Raw genomic sequence first — 19,877 nt, 5'->3', positions numbered from 1 at the left:
GGCGCGGGGAGGATGCGTTGTGCTGAGGCTGGAAAAGCGCCCGACGCCAAGCCGGTTCTGGCTTTATGCGACGCCGCCCGTCGCGGTGATCCTGACCATGGTCGCGGGGGGCATCCTGTTCGCCGCGATGGGCAAGAACCCGTTCGAGGTGATCCGCACCATCTTCTGGGACCCGGTCTTCGGCGAGTTCGCCTTCTATCTGCGGGGGCAGCTTCTGGTGAAGGCGGGGCCGCTGATCCTGATCGCGATCGGCCTTGCGCTGGGCTTTCGCGCAGGCATCTGGAACATCGGGGCCGAGGGACAATACATCATGGGGGCGATCTTCGGCGCCTCGGTTGGCCTTGCGGTGTTCCCGACCGAGAACCGGCTGATCTTTCCGGTGATGGTCGTGGCGGGGGCATTCGGCGGCTGGCTATGGGCGATGATCCCGGCGATCCTGAAGACGCGGTTCAACACCAATGAAATCCTCGTCAGCCTGATGCTGGTCTATGTGGCCGAGACGATCCTGGCCAAGGCCTCGACGGGGTTCCTGAAGAACCCCGAAGGGATGGGCTTTCCGGGCAGCCGCAACTTCTCCAGCTATCCGGCAGCGGCGAACCCGGAGCTGATCGCAGGCACGGGCCTGCACTGGGGCGGGGTGGCGGCCTTTGTCACTGCGATCCTCGCCTATGTCCTGCTGACGCGGCATCAGACGGGGTTCCAGATCCGGCTGGCCGGGCAGGCGCCGAGGGCGGCGCGGTTCCATGGGGTTTCCCCGGCGCGGCTTGTGGTGATGTGCATGGGGCTTTCGGGCGCGATGGCGGGGATGGCGGGGCTGTTCGAGGTGACGGGTCCGGCGGGGCAGATCAGCATCGACTTCAACACGGGCTACGGGTTCACGGCGATCATCGTCGCCTTCCTCGGGCGGCTGAACCCCTTGGGGATCGTGCTGGCAGGCTTCCTGATGGCCCTGACCTATGTGGGGGGCGAGATGGCGTCCACGAACCTTGGTCTGCCGGATGCGGCGATCCAGGTGTTCCAGGGGATGCTCTTGTTCTTCCTTCTGGCGGTGGATGTGTTGACGAATTACCGGTTCCGGCTGGCAGTGGGGGCGCATTGATGGGAGACTTTTCGTGATGGATTGGGGCGGGATCAATCCGGTCATCCTGATCGCAACTCTGATGGCCAGCGCGGTGCCGATCCTGCTGGCGGCACTGGGTGAGACGGTGGTGGAGCGCGCGGGCGTGCTGAACCTGGGCGTCGAGGGGATGATGGTCATCGGGGCGCTGGGCGGCTTCATCGTGGCGGTCCAGACCGGCAGCCCGGTGGTGGGCTTCATCGGCGGGGCGGTCTGCGGGGCGGCGCTGAGCCTGATCTTCGCGCTGCTCACTCAGGTGTTCCTGGCGAACCAGGTGGCGACGGGGCTGGCCTTGACGCTGTTCGGGCTGGGGGTCTCCAGTCTTGGCGGGCAGGGTTACAACGGGGTGAAGCCGCCGCCGACGGGCAAGCTGTTCCCGCAGGCGCTGGCGGACCTGCCGGTGGTGGGGCCGATCGTCTTCGGCCATGACTGGGTGGTCTATTTCAGCATCGCGATGACGGCGGTGCTGTGGTGGGTGCTGAAGGCGACCCGCGTGGGGCTGATTATCCGCGCGGTGGGCGAAAGCCACGAGGCGGCACATGCCCTGGGTTACAAGGTCAACCGCATCCGGCTGATGTGCATCGCCTTCGGCGGGGCGATGGCGGGGATGGGCGGGGCCTATGTCTCCCTCGCGCGGGTGCCGCAATGGGTGGACGGGATCACCGCGGGGGCGGGGTGGATCGCGCTGGCCATCGTGGTCTTCGCATCCTGGAAGCCCTGGCGGGTGCTGATCGGTGCCTATCTTTTCGGCGGGATCACCGTCTTGCAGTTGAACCTGCAAGTCGCCGGGTCGGGCATCCCGGTCGAGTACTTGTCCATGGCCCCCTATCTGATAACCATCCTGGTGCTGGTCATCATCTCGGCGGGTCGCAAGGCGAATGGCGCGCCTGCGTCGCTGGGCCAAAACTTTCACGCCTCACGCTGAGGCACATAACCGCGGAGCAGAAAGCTCCGCCACGAAGGGGAGTTACGCGATGAAACGGAGAACACTTCTGGCAAGCGCCGCGATGGGGCTGATGCTCGCCTCGGGCGCATTTGCACAGGGCATGGACAAGGTGAAGGCCTGCTTCGTCTATGTCGGCCCGATCGGCGACGGCGGCTGGACCTATCAGCACCATCAGGGTGCCTTGGCCGTGCAGGAGGCCTATGGCGACAAGGTCGAGATCCAGTATCAGGAAAACGTGCCCGAGGGTGCGGATGCCGAGCGGGTGCTGACCCAGATGGCACTGGGCGGCTGCAACATCATCTTCACCACCTCCTTCGGTTACATGGACGCGACGAACGCCGTTGCCGCCAAGTTCCCGGACGTGAAGTTCGAACATGCCACCGGCTTCAAGCGCGAGCATCCTAACGTCTCCACCTACAACGCCCGCTTCTATGAGGGCCGCGCGGTGCAGGGCACCATTGCAGGCCGGATGACCAAGTCGAACAAGATCGGCTACATCGCGTCCTTCCCGATCCCCGAGGTCATCATGGGGATCAACAGCTATTACCTGCACGCCAGGAAGGTGAACCCGGATGTGCAGCTGTCGGTGGTCTGGGCCTTCACCTGGTTCGACCCGGCGAAAGAGGCCGACGCCGCCAAGGCGCTGATCGACCAGGGTGTGGACGTGATCGCGTCGCACACCGACTCCACCGCCCCGCTGGCCGAGGCGGCCAAGACCAATGGCGCGGTGATCGGCTTCGGTCAGGCGTCCGACATGGCGGAATACAAGGACGGGCCGCGCGTCAGCTCGATCATCGACAACTGGGCGCCCTACTATGTGAAGCGCGTGGGTCAGCTTCTGGACGGGACCTACGAGCAGATCGACGCATGGGAAGGCATCGCCGGCGGCGAGGTGCTGATCGGCGAGATCACCGACAAGGTGCCCGCCGACGTTAAGGCCGAAGCCGAGGCGCTGCGTGAAGCCATCGCGGCGGGGACCTATCACCCGTTCACCGGACCGATCAACAAGCAGGATGGCTCGCCCTGGCTGGCCGAGGGCCAGACCGCCCCGGACGGTGATCTTCTGGGCATGAGCTTCTATGTCGAAGGGATCACCGGCGACATCCCCAAGTGATCCGGGCGTCGCGGGACGGATTGCGTCCGTCCCGCCTGCCGCGTTATGCCATACAGGACGAGAGGGGCACCGGCCATCGGTGCCCCTTGGCTTTCGGGGGGTGCAATGGACGCGGATTTCCTGATCATCGGCGGAGGGATTGCCGGGATCTCGGCGGCGGCGCGGATGTCCGAACTGGGGTCGGTCATCGTGCTGGAGGCCGAGGACGCGCTGGCGCACCATGCCTCGGGCCGGTCGGCGGCGCTGTTCGAGCCGCGCTATGGTGCGCCGGCGGTCGTCGGGCTGTCGATGGCGTCGGAGGCTTATTTCCGGTCGCTGCCAGGGGTGCTGTCGCCCAGGGGGCTTTTGCTGGTGGCCAAGGCGGACGTGGCCGAGGCCTTCGAGCATGACCTCGTCTCGATGGCGTTCGACCGGATCAGCGTGGACGAGGCGCGGGGGATCGTGCCGATCCTGAACCCCGAGACAGTGGCCATGGCGGGCTATGCGGCCCATGCCGAGGATGTGGACACCGACCTTCTGGTGCAGGGCTTTGCGCGTGAGGCGAAGGGGCGCGGGGCGCAGGTGCTGACGAAGGCGCGGGTCAGCGCGATCGTCAAGGACGGTTCCGGGTGGCGGGTGAGCTCGACCGCCGGAGAGTTCACGGCAAGGATGATCGTCAACGCAGCGGGGGCCTGGGTGGATCAGGTTGCGGCGATGGCCGGGGTCAGGCCGCTGGGCTTCACGCCCTATCGCCGCTCGATGGCCCGGATCCCCGCGCCGGGCGGGCATGACGTGAGCCGCTGGCCGATGATGTTCGGCCCGGGCGAGGACTGGTACGCCAAGCCCGATGCCGGGGCGCTGATCGTCTCGCCTGCCGAAGAGGACCCGATGGAGCCGCACGACGCCTGGGCCGACGACATGGTGCTGGCCGAAGGGCTGGCGCGCTATGAGGAAATGGTGACGGAACCCGTGACGCGGCTGATCTCCAACTGGGCAGGACTGCGGACCTTTGCGCCGGATCGGGTGCTGGTGATCGGGCCGGACGCGCGGGAGCCCAAGTTCTTCTGGCTGGCGGGTCAGGGTGGCTATGGCTTCCAGACCAGTGCAGCGGCGAGCAGGCTGGCAGCGGACCTGATCGGCGGCCGCCGCCCCGAGCTTGACGCGGGGCTGGTCGCGCAACTGGCGCCGTCGCGGTTCGGTTGATCGACGTCAAGGTGGCGATCCCCGGGCCCGTGCAAGACGGGGCCGAAGCAGGAGACCGCCATGACCGAAAGCTATGCCAGCAAGATCACCGAGATGCGCCGCGAGCTGCGCGCCCTGAACGCCCTGGTGCCCGAGGCCGCCAAGGGCTTTGGCGCCTTGTCCAAGGGGGTAAAGGAGGCCGGGCCGCTGGGCCCGAAGGAAAAGGAGTTCATCGCGCTGGGGATGTCGGTGATCCTGCGCTGCGAGCCTTGCATCAACTTTCACGTCGAGGCGCTGATGAAGGCGGGTGCCTCGCGCGAGGAACTGGGCGATGTGCTGGCGATGGCGATCCAGATGGGCGGCGGGCCTGGGCTGATGTATGCCGGCCATGCGCTGGCCTGCTGGGACGAACTGGCAACCCGCGCGGGCTGAGGCTTTTCCGCCGACGGATGAATTCGGGGCGTGACAGGGCCGGCGGGCCTTGGCAGCATCCGGGAATGATCCGTGCGCTGACCCTTGTTGCCCTGTTTGCCCTGACCGCTTGTGGCGGCACCCAACGTCGTGACCCGGCCCCGGTGGCGGTTGGCGAGGTCACGGTGATGAGCGCCAACTTCGACGACCGCAAGCCGACCGACTGGCCGGGGAGATCGCCCGACCGCTATCCGGTGCATGGCATCGACGTGTCACGGTTCCAGACCAGCATCGACTGGCCGACAGCGCGGGCCAACGGGGTGAACTTCGCCTTCATCAAGGCGACCGAGGGCGGCGACATGGTCGACCCGATGTTTGACAGTCACTGGCGCGGGGCGGGGGCGGCAGGGGTCCGGCGGGGGGCCTACCACTTCTTCTACCATTGCCGACCGGCGGCCGAGCAGGCGCGCTGGTTCATCAAGGCGGTGCCGAAGACGCCCGGGATGCTGCCCCCGGTTCTGGACATGGAATGGACGCCGACCAGCCCGACCTGCACGATCCGCCGCGACGGGGCGACGATCCGCGACGAGGCACGGATCTTCATGGACATCCTGGAGCGCCACTACGGCCAGCGTCCGCTGATCTACACCACGGTCGATTTCTTCCGCGACACCGAGCTTTGGCGGTTGCAGGGGGTGGAGTTCTGGCTCCGCTCTGTCGCGGATCATCCGCACGGCGTCTACGACGGAAAGGCGTGGAGCTTCTGGCAATATACCTCGACCGGGGTCGTGGCGGGTATTGCCGGGCCGGTGGATATCAATGCCTTCGCCGGATCGCGGCAGGCCTGGGCCGACTGGTTGGCACAACGATCCCTATGACATTCCCGGGCGACATGCCCTATATGTGGCGCAATTGGAGACAATCTGTCGCCAAATGAGCACAGGCATGTCGCACCATTTGACCTAAGCTGCCTTAGTCCTGCCCTGCTTGCCGATGATTCTTGGGGCATCGAACATAGGACGCCCAAGATGGATAAAACGATCCGCATTCTGAAGAAACTGGGTCTTGGCCGTGCTCGCAAGGCCGAGGAAGACACTCCATTCGAGAAGCGCCTGAAGAAGGTGAGGCGCATCCGCGTGGTCAATCAGCAGGGGCTTGGCGGCCCGGTGTTCAAAAACCGACAGCCAGAGACGGAAGCCTGAGGCCGGTCATCAGGTCGCGCAGCTCCTGTCGGGCGGCGATGTTCGACAGGTTCAGCTGATCGACGCCCGTATCCTTGAGATCCAGAAGCGTCAGGCCGCGCGGGAACAGTTCGCGGAAGATGACCCGTTCGGAAAACCCGTTCAGCACGCGAAAGCCGATGCGGCGTGACAGTTCCTCCAGCGCCGCGCCGACCTTCTTCTTGTTGTGCATCGCCTGCGCGCCAAGCCGGTTGCGCACCACGATCCAGTCGATCGGTTGCAGCCCCGCCTGTGCCCGCATCTGCCGCGCGCCCCAGACCATTTCGGAATAGATCGACGGCCCCTTGATCTTGCCGGTCACCGGATCGACACGCGCAAGAAGGTCGAAATCGACGAAGCTGTCATTCAGCGGGGTGATGAGCGTATCGGCCAGGGTATGGGCCACCTGCGACAGCCGCGTGTGGCTGCCGGGGCAGTCGATGACGATATAGTCCATCTCGGCATGCATCGCCTCGATCGCGCGGGTCAGGCGCAGGTCCTGGGCGTTCTCGCCTTCGGCGATGCTCGCGGGATCGACCTCGGGCAGCTCGCGGTAGTCGGGCGTTGGCAGCGTCAGTCCGACCTGGCCCAGATACGCCCGACGGTTTTCGATGTAGCGGCCGAAAGACCTCTGCCGCAGGTCGAGGTCAAGTGCACCGACCCGGGCACCCAGGCGCGACAGGGCGGTTGCCACATGCATGCAGGTGGTCGATTTGCCCGATCCACCCTTTTCATTTCCCACAACGATGATATGCGCCACGGTCGCCCCTTCCCGTTCCCGGCGCTTTCATATGCGCTCGGCTTCCGGGGGGGAAGCGGGAAGGGATGATCTCCAGGGGATTTCGCGGCTTGGCCCATCAGCTGGCCAGGTCGTCGCAGCGGTCAAAGCGACTGCCTGCGTTCGGATCATTCTCTTCATACTGGAAGGACTTCCCATCCGGGGCAACGGTGATGCTGGCGACCACTCCATCACGGTCGCGGCGCAGCTGCAAACGCAATCCGTCCAGGCCAACAACCGTGAAAGTCACGCCGTCGTTCGCTGTGCCGTCCGAGTATTGAACCGTCTTGGGCCAGCTGAACACCAGCTGCTGCCTATTGTCGGTCAGGTCGATGCTCACGGGGTTGGCCGCACAGGTCATGTCATCGGCCAGTTCGAAACCCCACAGCCCCTCGACCGGATGCAGGGCCACTTCCGCCTGCGAAGCCAAAGGCAGGGTCGCCGCCCCGGCAAGCAAAAGGGCACGCAGCGCGGCGTGCCCCTTCTTCAGTGTCGCTGCAGGCAGGATCAGAACCCCAGGCCGGCGTATTTGTTCTTGAACTTCGACACGCGGCCGCCGGTGTCCATCAGCTTGGCCTGCTGGCCGGTCCAGGCCGGATGCGCCAGCGGGTCGATGTCCAGCGACATGGTGTCGCCTTCCTTGCCCCAGGTCGAGCGCGTCAGATAGGTCGTGCCGTCGGTCATCTTGATGGTGATGGTGTGGTAGTCGGGATGGGTATCGGCTTTCATGGCTCCACTCCTCACTCGGCTTTTTCTTTGTAGTTGGTGACTTCGGCAATCCGGGCCGATTTGCCGCGGCGCGCGCGCAGGTAGTACAGCTTGGCGCGACGCACCTTGCCGCGGCGGACCACTTCGATGGAATCGATGTTGGTCGAATAGAGCGGGAACACACGCTCCACGCCTTCGCCGAACGAAATCTTGCGGACCGTGAACGAGGCACCGATCGTCGCCCCGCCCTTGCGGCCGATGCAGACGCCTTCATAGGCCTGCACCCGGCTGCGCGAGCCTTCGGTCACCTTGTAGCCGACGCGGATCGTGTCGCCGGCCTTGAAATCCGGGATGGTCTTGCCGAGGGCGGCGATCTGTTCCGCCTCGAGTTGCGCGATGAGGTTCATGCGCTGTCTCCAGTTCTGCCTGCGGTGTTTTCCGCAGAGGTGATGCCGCGCCAGAGCTTCCGGTCTTCGTCCGGGTCCCCCCTGGTTGCCCACAACTGGATCACCAGGAAGCCCGCCGCAGGTGGCGCCTGCTTTTCTGTCGTGCCGTCCCCATGCGATGGCCCTGCGGAAGAAGGCAGGCAGGCAAGGGGAATCGGGTCCGATGAGCGTTACACCCCGGACCGGGCGCGTATAGGGGTTGGCGGCGCAAGGGTCAAGGGAGCGGGGGGCCAGAGCGCCCTATTTCCCGCGCTTCTCCCAAAGATCCGGCCTGCGGGCGCGGGTCAGGGCCTCTGCCTGGGCGCGGCGCCACTTGGCGATCTCGGCATGGTTGCCGGATTGCAGGACGGACGGGATCTCCTGTCCCTCCCAAACGGCGGGGCGGGTGTAGTGCGGATGTTCCAGCAGGCCGTCGGAAAAACTTTCCTCCTCGGTCGAGGCGGCATTGCCGAGGACGCCGGGGATCAGGCGGACGGTGGCGTCAAGCACCGCCTGGGCGGCGATCTCGCCGCCGGTCAGGACAAAATCGCCGAGGCTGATCTCCTCGACCTGATGGTGGTCGAGGACACGCTGGTCCACGCCCTCGAAACGGCCACATAGCAGGGTCAGCCCCTCGGCCTGCGCCAGGCGGCGGGCGGTGGCCTGGGTGAAGGGCGCGCCGCGGGGAGAGAGGTAGATGACCGGCCAGCGGGCGCGGTCGACGGGGGTGCCGATGCGGGCGTGGCGGAAGGCGGCATCCACCACGTCGGGGCGCAGGACCATCCCGGCGCCGCCGCCGGCGGGGGTGTCATCGACGTTGCGGTGCTTGCCTTCGCCAAAGCTGCGCAGGTCGATGGTTTCCAGCTGCCATAGCCCGAAGTCCAGCGCCTTTCCGGTCAGCGACAGGCCCAGCGTGCCGGGGAAAGCCTCGGGGAACAGGGTGATGATCTTTGCCGTGAAGGCGCCCTTGACGAGGCGGGGTTCCTCCATCAGGTCACGCGGCGTCAGGCTGGCGCGGACCTGTAGGCGGCCGTGGCTTTTCGGAGGCGGGCGGACATTGGACATGGCCGGGGCTTAGCGTGAAACGCCCCGGCTGGGAAGTCCCGCCTCAGGCGTGGCCGGCGCTGATCCGGGCAGAACGGACGGGCTCGGTCACCGGGCGCGGCGCGGGCGGTGCCGTCCCTGCGCGAGCGGCCTCGATCGAGCGGGCAAGGGCAAGCAGGCCCTCGCGCAGATCGGCCTGCAGATGGGCAGGCAGGTCGTCGCCGGGGGCAGGCTCGGCGTCGGCGGCCTTGCGCAGATCGTCGGGGTGAGGGAAGTCTTCCACCCGGTTCGGGAAGGCTGCAAGCAGCGCCACCGCGCGCGGGATGTAAAGCCGCAGGATGTCGGGATTGCCGTTGGCAATCTCGAAGGCCTTTGCCATCCCCTCGGGCACCAGGGCCGGGGCGACGATCTCGGGCTCGGTGGCCCAGAGGACAAGGCCGCGTCGCAGGGCTGCGTGGCTGCGGTGCGGTGCGGCCAGAGCGGCGCGCAGGGCATCAAGCCGCAGGTCGGCGGTCACGACGGCGAGGGTTTCGCCCACCAGGCGCGCAACTTCGTCATCGGGGGCCGTGTCGGGCAGGTTGAGCAGGGGGATGATCGCCCGGACCGCATCGCCCGCGGCGCTTTCGGAATGGGCCGATTCGGCTTCTTCGTCGAGGTAGTAGCCAAGGCTTGCCGCCTCGTGCGAATCCCACAGCATCCGGCAAAGGGGGATCGCCACGAACGAGATGGACAGAGGCAGGACCGGATTGACCGACACTGTCCCGATATCGGCAAGCCCGCCCAGCCCGCGCCCGATGGCGACAAGGACGGCGACCAGCACGACCTGCGAGAGGACCTGGGCAAGCGCGGCAAGCCAGGCCTTTCCGGTCAGCCATTCCTCGGGCGAGGCCGGCCATTGTTCGGGACGCAGGACCATCAGCCAGACGACGAAGATCGCGGTGAAGGGGGCAAGCATGGTCCAGCCAAAGCCGCACAGCCCGGCAATCAGCGGTCCGATATACAAGAGTGCTGTCGCACCTTTCACCAGGCGCATGCGTGTCAGCATGACCAACCCTCTCCCTCGTTCCAGTCCCGGACCCGGCCGGGCCGGACGATCAGTCGGACTCTTCCGGCAGATCGACAACAATGCGTCCCGCCGCCAGATCGACATTGGGCACGATTGCCATCGTAAAGGGCAAAAGCAGGGCCGATTTGTGACCAGTGGGCGATATTTCAAGGATATCTCCCGCCCCATGGTTGTAAACGGCGGTGACTTTTCCGATCAGCGCACCGCCAGTGTCATAGGCTGCCAGGCCGATCAGATCGGCGTGGTAGTATTCGTCATCGGGCAGCGAGGGCAGCCGGTTTCGGGGGACGAACAGACTGGTGCCACGCAGGGCGTCGGCCTGTTCCTTGGTGTTTATCCCCTTGAGTCTGGCGCCCAGGCCGCCCGAAACGGGGCGCGTCAGGGTGATGCTGAACTCGCGGCCGTCCTCGGTGCGAAGCGGGCCGTAAGAGGCGATGTCGGTCGGTTCCGAGCAGAAGGATTTCAGCCGGACCTCGCCTGATACGCCGAACGACCCGGCGATGGCGCCCACGCAGATCAGGTCGGACATCAGCGTGTCTCCAGATGAAGGGCCGGGCTTCGGCTTTCCCAACCTTCGCGTTCAAGTTCGGGCACCATGTCGTCCTTTTCCGGCCAGCCTATGCAGAGATACCCGATGAAACGCCAGCCGGGGGGAACGTCAAGGTCGCGTGCAAGCCGGTCGGGGTCAAGGATCGACACCCAGCCAAGGCCGAGACCTTCCGCTCGTAACGCCAGCCAGAGAAGGGTTATGGCCCCGACGACGGAATAGGCGCGCGTTTCGGGCATCGTTGCGGCGCCGAGGCCGGAACCCTTGGTCGTCGTGTCGTCGCAGAAGACGGCGAGTTGGATCGGGGCCTCTGCCATGCCGGACAGCTTGAGGCGGCTGTAGGTTGCAGCCTTGGCACCGTCAAGGCCGTCCAGGGCACGGGCGTTGCAGTCCCGGAAGTTGGCAAGGCAGGCGGCGCGACTGGATGGGCTGAGGACCCGCAGGATGCGCCAGGGCTCGGATAGACCCACCGAGGGAGCGAGGGACAAGGTCTCGAGGCAGCGGGCGAGAACGTCTTCCGGCACGGGGTCGGTGCGGAAGCGGCGCACATCGCGCCGCCACCGCATCAGGGTGACCAGCTCGTCCCGGAACGCTGGGCTGAACTGGCCGACCACAGTCTTACTCGGCAGCAGGTTCGGCAGCCGGAGCGGCAGCGCGGGCGGCTTTCTTGGCGGCGCGCTCGGCCATGGCCTTGCCGGGGGTGCCGGCCTTGGGGTTGTTGCGGACGGCCTTCGGGCGGGCGCCGGCGGCTTCGAGGAAACGGGCAACGCGATCCGTGGGTTGCGCGCCCTGGGACAGCCAGTGCTGCACGCGCTCCAGGTTCATCACGACGCGCTTTTCGTCGTCCTTGGCCAGCAGCGGGTTGTAGGTGCCCAGCTTCTCGATGAAGCGGCCGTCGCGCGGCATCCGCGAATCGGCAGCGACGATGGAATAGAACGGGCGCTTCTTGGAACCACCGCGCGCGAGACGGATTTTCATAGCCATGATGTTTCTCCTTCAGATGGCTGATAAAGGGGGCAAGCCCCTGTTATTTCTGTAGTTTCTCGTGATGCCTGATGACTTCGCTGATGATGAAGGTCAGGAATTTCTTGGCCAGGTCGGGGTCGAGGTCGGCCTCTTTCGCAAGCTGATCCAGCCGGGCCATCTGCTGCGCCTCGCGAGCCGGGTCCGAGGGCGGCAGGTCGTGTTCGGCCTTGAGCCGCCCCACGGCCTTGGTCTGCTTGAAGCGTTCCGCAAGCGTGTAGACGAGGATCGCGTCCAGCCGGTCGATCGAGGCGCGATGGTCCTTCAGAAGCGCGGCGGCGCGGGCGGCGGCATCGGTCATCGGGCGGTCTCCGGCTGGTGGCGATAGACAAGGCAGTCGTGGCCGATGGCGGCCTCGGCAACCGGGTCGCGGCGGGCGCCCAGCCGTTCTGCCACCGCGACCGAGGCGGCATTGGCCGGGTCGATGTAAGAGACGAGCGTCGCCACACCCTGCGTGGCGAAAAGCCACGCTCGCGCAGCGCGGGCGGCTTCGGTGGCGATGCCCTGACCCTCATGCCCCCGGGCCACCACCCAGCCGAGTTCCAGCTCGGGATCGCCGTATTCGTGGTTCACCACCACTGCCCCGGCCGGCCGGCCGGTGCGGTCCTCGACCGTCCAGGGGCCGAACCCGCGCAACGGCCACGAGGCGACAAGCTGGCAGAAGTCCAGCCAGGCGGATTCGCGGTCGTCCTCGGTGGCGCTGTCGAGTGCGTCGTCGATCAGGAACCGGGCATAGATCGGGAAATCGCCGATTCCGGGTGCGCGCAGGCGCAGGCGGTCGGTCTCGATCACCGGGACAAGGGCGGCGAAGCGGTCGGCCCGCACCGTCGCGGCGCCGGTCAAGGGCGGGGCTTCCCAGGGGCGGCTCACGGTTGTGCCTCCGGGGCGGGGTGGCGCCAGACGTTGATGGTCTTGTCGAAGAACACCGTCTCGCGTTCCGGCACCGCGCCAAGGCGGCGGGCGACGGCTTCGGACTTCGCATTCGCCGGGTCGATGTAGCTGATGAGAGGCTTGGCCGACAGGCGGGCGTGATAGTCGGCCCGTGCCGCACGGGCGGCCTCGACGCAGTAACCCTGACCTTCATAGCCGTCGAAAAGGTGCCAGCCGAGCTCCGGTTCATCCCAGCCGTCATGGAACAGCACGCCGATCCGGCCGATGAAGTCGCCTGCCTTGGTATCCACCGAGAAGAACCCGTGACCACGCAGCGCCCAGAGGCCGATATTGGCCAGAAGGCCGCGCCAGACCTGCTGACGCGGCGCACCGCCGCCGACGAAGGCGGCGCGGGGGCTGTCGTTGAAGGCGAGCATGGCGGGAAAGTCCGCCTCGCGCGGTTCGCGCAGCACCAGACGTTCGGTCTGAATGACCGGGATCGTCACGGTGATCTGGTGCGCGGGGCTGGGCATCACTTCTTCTTCATCAGCCCCGAGAGGCCCGCAGGCAGGGTGATGCCACGGGGCAGGCCGCCGATGCCGGGCGGCAGGCCGCCGCCCATGCCGCCAAGGCCGCCCTGCATGCCCTTGGCCATCTCGGCCAGTTCCTCGGGCGACATCTTCGAGGGGTCGGGCATGCCGCCCTTGCCAAGGAACTGCTTGATCATCTGCTTCATCATGCCGCCCTTGCCCATCCGCTTCATCATCTCGGCCATCTGCTTGTGCTGTTTCAGCAGACGGTTGAGATCGGACACCTCAAGCCCCGCGCCGGCGGCGATCCGTTTCTTGCGGCTGGCTTGCAGGAGGTCGGGGTTCGCGCGTTCCTTCTTGGTCATCGAGTTGATGAGCGCGATCTGGTGATGGAGCATCTTGTCGTTCAGACCCGCCGCCTCGGCCTGGGCGGACATCTTGCCCATGCCTGGCATCATGCCCATCAGGCCCTGCATCCCGCCCATCTTCAGCATCTGTTCCAGCTGCATCTTCAGGTCGTTCATGTTGAACAGACCCTTGGCGAAACGCTTGGCCATGCGTTCGGCCTGTTCGGCCTCGAAGGTTTCCTGCGCCTTTTCGACGAGCGCCACGATGTCGCCCATGCCGAGGATCCGGCCAGCGACGCGTTCGGGATCGAAGGGCTCGATCGCGTCCATCTTCTCGCCCAGGCCGACAAAGCGGATCGGCTTGCCGGTGACGGCGCGCATGGACAGCGCTGCACCGCCGCGGCCATCGCCGTCCATCCGGGTGAGGACGACGCCGGTGATGCCGACCTTGCCGTCGAATTCGGTGGCGACGTTCACCGCGTCCTGGCCGGTGAGGCCGTCGACGACGAGGAGCGTTTCACGCGGCTGGGCGATGTCGCGGACCGCCTGCACCTCGTCCATCAGCACTTCGTCGATGTGCAGACGGCCAGCGGTATCCAGGAACAGCACGTCATAGCCGCCGAGGCTGGCCTGGGTCTTGGCGCGCCTGGCGATCTGAACGGCGGTTTCGCCCTTGACGATGGGCAGCGTGTCCACCCCGATCTGGGTGCCGAGGATCGCCAGCTGCTCCATCGCCGCCGGGCGGTTGGTGTCGAGCGAGGCGAGAAGGACCTTCTTGCCGTTCTTTTCCTTCAGCCGCTTCGCCAGTTTTGCGGTGGTGGTGGTCTTGCCCGAGCCTTGCAGACCGACCATCAGGATCGTCGCAGGCGGGTTGTCGATCTTCAGCGCTTCGGCCGGGCCGTCACCCGCCAGCACGCGGATCAGTTCGTCATGGACGATCTTCACCACCATCTGGCCGGGGGTGATCGACTTGGTCACCGCCGCGCCGGTGGCCTTTTCGGTCACGCGCTTGATGAAGTCCCGGGCGACGGGGAGGGAGACGTCAGCCTCCAGAAGCGCCACGCGCACTTCGCGCAGCGCGGTGACGACGTCGGCTTCGGACAGCGCCCCCTGTTTGGTGAGACGGTCGAAGACGCCGCCAAGGCGTTCGGACAGGCTTTCGAACATCGCGTCACCTCGTGCTGTTTGCCCCGATATGGGGCGGCGAAGCCCTGGCGCAAAGCGGAAAGGCACCCGTGGGCGCAGACGCGCTGACGGATGGCGATCCCGGGAAATGCCCAAGGGACCGGAAGCTGATGCCTCCGGGGAATTACGGGGCGGATACGCCGGGCAGGTTTGCGAGTCAAGGGCCGGTCAGGTCACCGGCGGCAGGTCCGCCAGGGATTTCACGGCCTCGCAGCGGGCGATCAGGCCATCCAGCGTCTCGCGGTCGATCCAGGGGAAGGTCTCGGACAACCGCCGGTCCACGGCCGAGGCGTGGCGCTTGCCCCGGCGACTGTTGCGTTCGCGCTGCACGGCGGTCAGGATCCTGTCCTGCATCGCGCCCGAGTCATTCTCGAAATGCTGGCTGCGGATGTGCGAGCAGAAGCTGGGGTCGGACACCACGGGCCAGCGGGTCCAGACGTTGCCATGCTGCATCTGGAACGGGTTCTTCTGGAAGCTGGGGCCGTTCACCGTGGCCAGGCCGATCGCGGTCAGATAGCGCTGCTGGACCATCGAGACGCCCACCGCTTCGGTCGGGCTGGCGGGGAAGACGAAGATGCCGGTCGGGAAGGTGACATGGGTCGCGGGCGACAGGATCCGTGTCACCTCGCGCAGGCGGGCGATGTAGTTCACCGACACCGCGTCGTCGTCGTCCAGCCGGAAATGCACCGAATTGGCGCGTCCCTTGTAGCCCGAGGCCTCGACCATGTACTTGTGGAAGGCCAGGTCGCCGCGCTGATGGTGCGAGTATTCGACCACCGCGCCGGGCAGTTTCGCCGCAAGCGCGCTGAGGCGGTGCTTGAAGCGGTCGGGCATCACCTCGGACGACATGATGACGGTCCGGAAATCCTTGTCGGTCTGATGCATCAGGCTGGGAAGCGTCAGGTTCTCGAACAGGAAGAAGCGCCGGGCCATGCGGGTTTCGTCGTAAAGCCGGGCAAGTGCGGCCCCGTCCTCGTCCGGCTGGGTGCGCGTGTCGGTCAGCCCGTAGAACGAAAACCGGATATGGCCGTAGATTGCGCGCTGCTCGAACACCGGGACTGTCTCCTTACTGCTTACTACCTGCGCGACAAAAGCGACGGTCTCGGCATCCAAGTCAAGGCATCAGCCCGGTCCGGGCCATGCCTTGCGCTGACGGGAAAAACCGGCTGATGTGCGTTCATGCACCAACTGCGGGGCGATGATGGAAAACTGGGATGAGATCCGCACGGCCTATCAGGTCGCCCGGCTGGGCACTGTCTCGGGCGCTGCCGAGGTGCTGGGCGTGCATCATGCCACCGTGATCCGCCACATCGACGCTTTGGAAAGGCGGCTGGGGGTCAAGCTGTTCCAGCGCCACGCGCGGGGATACACGCCGACCGAGCCGGGGCGCGATCTGCTGGCGGTGGCGCAGACCACCGAGGAGCAGTTCGCGCATCTGGTCAGCCGGATCAAGGGCCAGGGCGAGACCGTCGCGGGCGAGCTGGTCGTGACCTCGATTGCCGGGATTTCCGACCTGCTGATCCCGGTCATCACCGGCTTTCAGGAGAAGTTTCGCGATGTCCGGGTGCGGTTCCTGACCGACATGCGGGTTTTCCGGCTGGACTACGGCGAGGCGCATGTGGCGATCCGGGCCGGGGCCGGGCCGGAAGAACCCGACAACGTCGTGCAGCCGCTGAGCCGGGTGAAGGCGGGGCTCTATGCCGCGCGGTCCTATGTCGAGCGGTTCGGCAAGCCTGCGTCCGAGGCAGAGTTCGAGGGGCACCGCTTTGTCTGCACCGATGCCGAAGTGACCCGGGCGCCGTTTCACCGCTGGCTGCGCGCCACGGTGCAACCCGACCAGATCGCCTTTGCCGCGACCGAGGCGGCGGCGCTGGAGCTTGCGGTGCGCAACGGTCTGGGGATCGGCTTCATGATGGCATTCCGTGCCGCCGAGGATCCCGATCTGGTCGAGGTGCTGCCGACGCGCCCGGAGTGGGAGTCTCCGCTGCGGATCGTCACCCATGTCGATCTGCACCGGACCAAGAAGGTCCAGGCCTTCCTGACCCATCTGAAGGATGCCGCGAAGGACTGGAAGTCCTGCACCTGATGTTCGCCGCCCTGTCACAGCCCGCCCGCGGGCATCTGGCGATGCTGGCCTTTTCGGCGCTGGTGGCGGGGTCCTTCTCGCTGGGCGGGCTGGCGGCGCCCTTTGTCGATCCGGGAGCCCTGGCGGTGGTGCGGTTCCTGTTGGCCGGGGCGCTGGTCGGGGCGGCGGCGGCGACGAGGGGGATCCCGCGACAGGCCTGGGTCGCGCCCTGGCGCTATCTGGTGCTGGGTGCGCTGATGGGCATCTATTTCGTGCTGATGTTCGAGGGGTTGAAGACGGCGGCCCCGGTGTCGGCAGCGGCGGTCTTTACCCTGACGCCGCTGATGGCGGCGGGGTTCGGCTGGCTGTTCCTGCGGCAGAGGCTGACCGGACGGATGGCCGTGGCGCTGGCGATCGGCGGCTGCGGGGCGTTGTGGGTGATCTTCCGGGCCGACCTGCGCGCGCTGCTTGCGCTGCATATCGGCAAGGGTGAGGTGATCTACCTTGTCGGCTGTCTGGCCCATGCCGCCTACACGCCGCTGGTCCGCAAGCTGAACCGGGGAGAGCCTGCCGTGGTCTTCACCTTCGGCATGATGCTGGGCGGGCTGGCGGTGCTGACGATCTACGCCTGGCCTGCGCTTCTGGCGACCGACTGGGCCGCGCTGCCGGGGATCGTCTGGGTGACGCTGGTCTATGTGGCGGTGGCGGCCAGCGCGATGACCTTTGTGTTGCTGCAATATGCCTCGCTGCGGCTGCCGGCGGCGAAGGTGATGGCCTATACCTATCTTGTGCCAAGCTGGGTGATCCTGTGGGAGATCGCCCTGCACGGTGCCACGCCGCCCGGTCTGGTGCTGGTCGGGGTGGCGCTGACGATGCTGGCGCTGGGGCTGCTGTTGAAGGAGTAGGGCGGTCAGGGGCGGAATGCCGACAGACCGTCGGTCAGATAGCGGTCGGCCAGGTCGAGCGTGCCCCCGGTATAAACGGGGCCGCCCAGCGCGGCGGCGGTATCGCTGTCGGCGCGGGTGGACAGCCAGGCGGTCAGAAGCACCCGGCGCAGGAAGACGAGCGACGGGATCATCGCGCGGTCTTCGGGGCGCAAGCGGGCGACGCGGGTATAGCCCTGGACCCAGGCAGCGATCAGGGCGGGCAGGCGGGGATCGGTTTCGATGAACGACAGGGCGGCGGCGAGGTCATAGGCCCACCAGCCGAACCCGCAATCGTCGAAGTCGATGGCGGTCAGCCGCTCGCCATCCACCATCAGGTTCGCCAGCCGCAGGTCGGCGTGGATCAGGCCGAAGACCTCTGGTCCCGTGCCATAGGCGCGCAGCCTGTCCGCCAGAGCCGCGGTCGCGCGATCCAGCAGCGCCGCGCCCTGCGGGTCGAGACCCTGTGCCTGCCGCCAGTGGCCCCAGTGGGGCCGGGGGCCGAGGATGGTGTCCACGTCCCAGCGCTTGCGGGTGAAGCCTTGCGGCGGGATCCACTGGCGGGCGTGCAGATGCAGTCGGGCGGTGATCTCGCCCAGGGGTGCGAACCAGCGGGCAAGGTCGTCGCCGGGCCGAAGCTCCTGCCCTTCTATGGGGGCGAAGGCGACGATGTAGCGGCGGTCGATTTCGGTGACGAGGCCTTGCGCTCCGGGTATCGGGCGCGTGGTGTTCAGGCCGGGCAGGTTTTGCAGCGCGGTCAGCCAGGCGAGCTCCGAGGCGATTTCGGGCCTGGTGTGATAGCCTTCGCGGTGGAGGCGGAGGATCAGGTCACCTGCCCGCCAGGTTTCGTTTTCCGAGCGATTGAGGAGGGTGAGCGGCGTATCCTCGGGCAGGTCGTAGGCAGGCAGGGCCCGGCGGATCAGGTCAGACATCGCCGCCCCGTCGCAGAAGGTAGATGTCCATGATCCAGCCATGCTCGGCCCGAAGCCGGGCGCGGGTGGCGAGGATGTGGTCGGAGACCTCGCCCAGGGTGCCGTGGATCAGCGTCTCTTCCGGCATCCCGACATAGGCGCCCCACCAGATTTCGGTGTCGGGCGGCAGGACCGTGAAGGCGCCGCCCTTGTCAAGCATGACGGCCAGCGTTGTGGCGCCCTCCGGCCAGCCATGGTCGCGCAACTGGCGGCCGGTGGTGATGGTGACGGGCGCGGCAAGCGTGTTCAGCGGGATGGCATGGGCGGCGGTCAGGGCTTGCAGGCTGGTGATGCCGGGGACGACCTTCACGGTCACGCCGGTCAGCCGCGCCGCGATGCGCAGGGTGCTGTCGTATAGCGAAGGATCGCCCCAGACCATCAGCGCGACCCGGTCTGCGCCGGGACGGGCGGCGATCGTCTCGGCCCAGACCTGCGCGATGGCGCCGTGCCAGTCGTTGACCGCGCCAAGATAGTCGTCCTGGTCGGCGCGTTGCGGCACGTCATACTCGGCGACCGGGACCGGGGCGGTCAGGACCTGCGACAGGATCTTGCGTCGCAGATCGGCAAGGTCGGACTTCGCCGCGCCCTTCCGGGGGATCAGGATCAGGTCCGCCGCATTCAGCGCGCGGATCGCCTGACCGGTGACGTGGTCGGGGTTGCCGGTGCCGATGCCGATGAGGAAAAGCGTGGTCATGGGCCCGGGCTTTAGCAGAGGCGCGGCCCGAAGGCCAAGGCCGCGCCCGATGGGATCAGGCCGCCGTGTAGAGGCGCGGCGTCACGAGGACGGACCCCGAGGCGCGGATCGCCTTGGCCGCCGCCAGCACGGCGAGGTCGACCAGCGGCTCGATCAGGACGACGGCCATGTAGGCGACGCCGAACGTGCCGATGGCGGCAAGGTTCGCAGCGGCGAAGCCCTGGCCGTAGATAGCCCAGAACGCGACCCAGGTGACGACTCCGCCCTGGTAGACCAGCGACAGGGCCAGCACCTGCCGGTATTGCAGGTCCACATAGGCCGTACCGGGTGCGGTCACCCGCTTCGACACCTCGAACAGCGCAAAGAGCGGCACCAGAAGCGTCGTGACGTTCATCCCGTATTGCGGCAGGTCGAAGGGCGCGAAGAACAGGCCCTGGATCAGAAGACCCATGGCAAGGCCGATGGCGGCGGGTCCGGCCCCCAGGATCAGGAACAGGGTGGAGCCGAGGATCAGGTGCACCTCGCTGACGCCGATGGGGAAGTGCGGCAGCACTTCGAAGAAGCAGAAGACGCCAGCGGTTGCAATGAGCGAGCGCATGGCGACCGAAGTCAGCCCCCGCTCCTTCGTGGCGCTGGCGATGTGGTAAAGGGCGACGCCCCCCGCGGCGGCAGCGGTGGCGTAGCTGAGCGCGATCTTTGCCTCGCTGACGAGGCCCGGTTCGATATGCATAA

The 19,877-nt window shown here is 66.7% G+C and carries 26 protein-coding genes; 9 read left to right on the top strand and 17 right to left on the bottom strand.

Going from position 1 to position 19,877, the window contains the following annotated elements; genetic code table 11:
- Nucleotides 1–19: 19 nt before the first annotated feature.
- The 7 genes from D5084_RS07195 (at nucleotide 20) to D5084_RS18325 (ending at nucleotide 5,951) form a co-directional block, all read left to right on the top strand.
- Nucleotides 20–1,099 carry an ABC transporter permease gene (locus D5084_RS07195; RefSeq protein WP_128514828.1) on the top strand — a complete coding sequence of 360 codons (1,080 nt, stop codon included), beginning with the start codon at nucleotides 20–22 and terminating at the stop codon, nucleotides 1,097–1,099.
- A gap of 16 nt (nucleotides 1,100–1,115) precedes the next feature.
- Nucleotides 1,116–2,042, top strand: a complete 927-nt coding sequence (locus D5084_RS07190; protein WP_128514929.1) for an ABC transporter permease — start codon at nucleotides 1,116–1,118, stop codon at nucleotides 2,040–2,042.
- 49 nt (nucleotides 2,043–2,091) lie between these two features.
- Complete coding sequence (locus tag D5084_RS07185) at nucleotides 2,092–3,177, top strand: BMP family ABC transporter substrate-binding protein (RefSeq protein ID WP_128514827.1); 1,086 nt, start codon at nucleotides 2,092–2,094, stop codon at nucleotides 3,175–3,177.
- Between the two features lie 105 nt (nucleotides 3,178–3,282).
- Entirely contained in the window at nucleotides 3,283–4,359 is a 1,077-nt protein-coding gene (locus D5084_RS07180; protein ID WP_128514826.1) for an NAD(P)/FAD-dependent oxidoreductase, read from the top strand.
- A gap of 60 nt (nucleotides 4,360–4,419) precedes the next feature.
- On the top strand, nucleotides 4,420–4,770 hold the full coding sequence (locus D5084_RS07175) for a carboxymuconolactone decarboxylase family protein (RefSeq protein WP_128514825.1): 351 nt from the start codon (nucleotides 4,420–4,422) through the stop codon (nucleotides 4,768–4,770).
- 65 nt (nucleotides 4,771–4,835) lie between these two features.
- Nucleotides 4,836–5,627, top strand: a complete 792-nt coding sequence (locus D5084_RS07170) for a glycoside hydrolase family 25 protein (protein ID WP_128514824.1) — start codon at nucleotides 4,836–4,838, stop codon at nucleotides 5,625–5,627.
- Nucleotides 5,628–5,777: 150 nt separating this feature from the next.
- Nucleotides 5,778–5,951, top strand: a complete 174-nt coding sequence (locus D5084_RS18325; RefSeq protein ID WP_155523105.1) for a hypothetical protein — start codon at nucleotides 5,778–5,780, stop codon at nucleotides 5,949–5,951.
- Here D5084_RS18325 and D5084_RS07165 read toward each other — a convergent pair.
- The 14 genes from D5084_RS07165 to D5084_RS07100 form a co-directional block, all read right to left on the bottom strand.
- A complete protein-coding gene (locus D5084_RS07165; protein ID WP_128514823.1) occupies nucleotides 5,920–6,729 on the bottom strand; it encodes a division plane positioning ATPase MipZ in 810 nt (269 codons plus the stop codon). The two genes, D5084_RS18325 and D5084_RS07165, sit on opposite strands and share 32 nt — an antisense overlap.
- A 97-nt stretch (nucleotides 6,730–6,826) precedes the next feature.
- A complete protein-coding gene (locus tag D5084_RS07160) occupies nucleotides 6,827–7,204 on the bottom strand; it encodes a hypothetical protein (protein ID WP_128514822.1) in 378 nt (125 codons plus the stop codon).
- Between the two features lie 50 nt (nucleotides 7,205–7,254).
- A complete protein-coding gene (rpmE, locus tag D5084_RS07155) occupies nucleotides 7,255–7,476 on the bottom strand; it encodes a 50S ribosomal protein L31 (protein ID WP_128514821.1) in 222 nt (73 codons plus the stop codon).
- Nucleotides 7,477–7,487: 11 nt separating this feature from the next.
- Nucleotides 7,488–7,862: a 50S ribosomal protein L19 gene (rplS, locus tag D5084_RS07150; RefSeq protein ID WP_128514820.1), complete on the bottom strand. Its 375-nt coding sequence runs from the start codon at nucleotides 7,860–7,862 to the stop codon at nucleotides 7,488–7,490.
- Between the two features lie 279 nt (nucleotides 7,863–8,141).
- Nucleotides 8,142–8,945, bottom strand: coding sequence for a tRNA (guanosine(37)-N1)-methyltransferase TrmD (gene trmD, locus D5084_RS07145; protein WP_128514819.1), 804 nt, complete (start codon nucleotides 8,943–8,945; stop codon nucleotides 8,142–8,144).
- 43 nt (nucleotides 8,946–8,988) lie between these two features.
- Nucleotides 8,989–9,957, bottom strand: a complete 969-nt coding sequence (locus D5084_RS07140) for a hypothetical protein (RefSeq protein ID WP_128514818.1) — start codon at nucleotides 9,955–9,957, stop codon at nucleotides 8,989–8,991.
- A gap of 61 nt (nucleotides 9,958–10,018) precedes the next feature.
- Nucleotides 10,019–10,519, bottom strand: coding sequence for a ribosome maturation factor RimM (rimM, locus tag D5084_RS07135; protein WP_128514817.1), 501 nt, complete (start codon nucleotides 10,517–10,519; stop codon nucleotides 10,019–10,021).
- Complete coding sequence (gene bluB, locus D5084_RS07130) at nucleotides 10,519–11,103, bottom strand: 5,6-dimethylbenzimidazole synthase (protein WP_238382552.1); 585 nt, start codon at nucleotides 11,101–11,103, stop codon at nucleotides 10,519–10,521. Before bluB ends, rimM begins: the two co-directional genes overlap by 1 nt.
- A 52-nt stretch (nucleotides 11,104–11,155) precedes the next feature.
- On the bottom strand, nucleotides 11,156–11,521 hold the full coding sequence (rpsP, locus tag D5084_RS07125; RefSeq protein WP_128514815.1) for a 30S ribosomal protein S16: 366 nt from the start codon (nucleotides 11,519–11,521) through the stop codon (nucleotides 11,156–11,158).
- A 43-nt stretch (nucleotides 11,522–11,564) separates the two neighbouring features.
- Nucleotides 11,565–11,861: a chorismate mutase gene (locus tag D5084_RS07120; RefSeq protein WP_128514814.1), complete on the bottom strand. Its 297-nt coding sequence runs from the start codon at nucleotides 11,859–11,861 to the stop codon at nucleotides 11,565–11,567.
- Entirely contained in the window at nucleotides 11,858–12,430 is a 573-nt protein-coding gene (locus tag D5084_RS07115) for a GNAT family N-acetyltransferase (protein ID WP_128514813.1), read from the bottom strand. The genes D5084_RS07120 and D5084_RS07115 overlap by 4 nt, the downstream gene beginning before the upstream one ends.
- Nucleotides 12,427–12,963: a GNAT family N-acetyltransferase gene (locus D5084_RS07110; RefSeq protein ID WP_128514812.1), complete on the bottom strand. Its 537-nt coding sequence runs from the start codon at nucleotides 12,961–12,963 to the stop codon at nucleotides 12,427–12,429. Before D5084_RS07110 ends, D5084_RS07115 begins: the two co-directional genes overlap by 4 nt.
- Complete coding sequence (gene ffh / locus D5084_RS07105; RefSeq protein ID WP_128514811.1) at nucleotides 12,963–14,474, bottom strand: signal recognition particle protein; 1,512 nt, start codon at nucleotides 14,472–14,474, stop codon at nucleotides 12,963–12,965. Before ffh ends, D5084_RS07110 begins: the two co-directional genes overlap by 1 nt.
- Before the next feature lie 186 nt (nucleotides 14,475–14,660).
- Nucleotides 14,661–15,545, bottom strand: coding sequence for a glycosyltransferase (locus D5084_RS07100; RefSeq protein WP_162302395.1), 885 nt, complete (start codon nucleotides 15,543–15,545; stop codon nucleotides 14,661–14,663).
- A 148-nt stretch (nucleotides 15,546–15,693) separates the two neighbouring features.
- Here D5084_RS07100 and D5084_RS07095 point away from each other — a divergent pair, with 148 nt between their 5' ends.
- Together D5084_RS07095 and D5084_RS07090 are read left to right on the top strand one after the other, a co-directional pair.
- Complete coding sequence (locus D5084_RS07095) at nucleotides 15,694–16,578, top strand: LysR family transcriptional regulator (RefSeq protein ID WP_128514928.1); 885 nt, start codon at nucleotides 15,694–15,696, stop codon at nucleotides 16,576–16,578.
- On the top strand, nucleotides 16,578–17,462 hold the full coding sequence (locus D5084_RS07090; protein ID WP_128514809.1) for a DMT family transporter: 885 nt from the start codon (nucleotides 16,578–16,580) through the stop codon (nucleotides 17,460–17,462). Before D5084_RS07095 ends, D5084_RS07090 begins: the two co-directional genes overlap by 1 nt.
- 5 nt (nucleotides 17,463–17,467) lie before the next feature.
- Here D5084_RS07090 and D5084_RS07085 read toward each other — a convergent pair whose 3' ends face one another.
- From D5084_RS07085 to D5084_RS07075, 3 genes are read right to left on the bottom strand one after another with little or no spacing between them, the layout of a single operon-like run.
- Nucleotides 17,468–18,412, bottom strand: coding sequence for a phosphotransferase enzyme family protein (locus D5084_RS07085; RefSeq protein ID WP_128514808.1), 945 nt, complete (start codon nucleotides 18,410–18,412; stop codon nucleotides 17,468–17,470).
- Nucleotides 18,405–19,145, bottom strand: a complete 741-nt coding sequence (cobF, locus tag D5084_RS07080; RefSeq protein WP_128514807.1) for a precorrin-6A synthase (deacetylating) — start codon at nucleotides 19,143–19,145, stop codon at nucleotides 18,405–18,407. Before cobF ends, D5084_RS07085 begins: the two co-directional genes overlap by 8 nt.
- Nucleotides 19,146–19,200: 55 nt before the next feature.
- Entirely contained in the window at nucleotides 19,201–19,875 is a 675-nt protein-coding gene (locus D5084_RS07075) for an energy-coupling factor ABC transporter permease (RefSeq protein WP_128514806.1), read from the bottom strand.
- Nucleotides 19,876–19,877: the final 2 nt, after the last annotated feature.

The sequence above is a fragment of the Tabrizicola thermarum genome (genome assembly GCF_003574395.1).
In the GTDB taxonomy this organism is placed as follows: domain Bacteria; phylum Pseudomonadota; class Alphaproteobacteria; order Rhodobacterales; family Rhodobacteraceae; genus Tabrizicola; species Tabrizicola thermarum.
This window is presented reverse-complemented; position numbering and strand designations above follow the sequence as displayed.

What these genes read in the sequence shown, in the direction of transcription:
- D5084_RS07190 (WP_128514929.1), top strand. Translation starts at nt 1,116, where the DNA reads ATGGATTGGGGCGGGATCAATCCGGTCATCCTGATCGCAACTCTGATG.
- D5084_RS07185 (WP_128514827.1), top strand. Translation starts at nt 2,092, where the DNA reads ATGAAACGGAGAACACTTCTGGCAAGCGCCGCGATGGGGCTGATGCTC.
- D5084_RS07180 (WP_128514826.1), top strand. Translation starts at nt 3,283, where the DNA reads ATGGACGCGGATTTCCTGATCATCGGCGGAGGGATTGCCGGGATCTCG.
- D5084_RS07175 (WP_128514825.1), top strand. Translation starts at nt 4,420, where the DNA reads ATGACCGAAAGCTATGCCAGCAAGATCACCGAGATGCGCCGCGAGCTG.
- D5084_RS07170 (WP_128514824.1), top strand. Translation starts at nt 4,836, where the DNA reads ATGATCCGTGCGCTGACCCTTGTTGCCCTGTTTGCCCTGACCGCTTGT.
- D5084_RS18325 (WP_155523105.1), top strand. Translation starts at nt 5,778, where the DNA reads ATGGATAAAACGATCCGCATTCTGAAGAAACTGGGTCTTGGCCGTGCT.
- rpmE (WP_128514821.1), bottom strand. Translation starts at nt 7,476, where the DNA reads ATGAAAGCCGATACCCATCCCGACTACCACACCATCACCATCAAGATG.
- rplS (WP_128514820.1), bottom strand. Translation starts at nt 7,862, where the DNA reads ATGAACCTCATCGCGCAACTCGAGGCGGAACAGATCGCCGCCCTCGGC.
- trmD (WP_128514819.1), bottom strand. Translation starts at nt 8,945, where the DNA reads ATGTCCAATGTCCGCCCGCCTCCGAAAAGCCACGGCCGCCTACAGGTC.
- D5084_RS07140 (WP_128514818.1), bottom strand. Translation starts at nt 9,957, where the DNA reads ATGCGCCTGGTGAAAGGTGCGACAGCACTCTTGTATATCGGACCGCTG.
- rimM (WP_128514817.1), bottom strand. Translation starts at nt 10,519, where the DNA reads ATGTCCGACCTGATCTGCGTGGGCGCCATCGCCGGGTCGTTCGGCGTA.
- bluB (WP_238382552.1), bottom strand. Translation starts at nt 11,103, where the DNA reads ATGCGGTGGCGGCGCGATGTGCGCCGCTTCCGCACCGACCCCGTGCCG.
- rpsP (WP_128514815.1), bottom strand. Translation starts at nt 11,521, where the DNA reads ATGGCTATGAAAATCCGTCTCGCGCGCGGTGGTTCCAAGAAGCGCCCG.
- D5084_RS07120 (WP_128514814.1), bottom strand. Translation starts at nt 11,861, where the DNA reads ATGACCGATGCCGCCGCCCGCGCCGCCGCGCTTCTGAAGGACCATCGC.
- D5084_RS07110 (WP_128514812.1), bottom strand. Translation starts at nt 12,963, where the DNA reads ATGCCCAGCCCCGCGCACCAGATCACCGTGACGATCCCGGTCATTCAG.
- ffh (WP_128514811.1), bottom strand. Translation starts at nt 14,474, where the DNA reads ATGTTCGAAAGCCTGTCCGAACGCCTTGGCGGCGTCTTCGACCGTCTC.
- D5084_RS07095 (WP_128514928.1), top strand. Translation starts at nt 15,694, where the DNA reads ATGGAAAACTGGGATGAGATCCGCACGGCCTATCAGGTCGCCCGGCTG.
- D5084_RS07090 (WP_128514809.1), top strand. Translation starts at nt 16,578, where the DNA reads ATGTTCGCCGCCCTGTCACAGCCCGCCCGCGGGCATCTGGCGATGCTG.
- D5084_RS07085 (WP_128514808.1), bottom strand. Translation starts at nt 18,412, where the DNA reads ATGTCTGACCTGATCCGCCGGGCCCTGCCTGCCTACGACCTGCCCGAG.
- cobF (WP_128514807.1), bottom strand. Translation starts at nt 19,145, where the DNA reads ATGACCACGCTTTTCCTCATCGGCATCGGCACCGGCAACCCCGACCAC.
- D5084_RS07075 (WP_128514806.1), bottom strand. Translation starts at nt 19,875, where the DNA reads ATGCATATCGAACCGGGCCTCGTCAGCGAGGCAAAGATCGCGCTCAGC.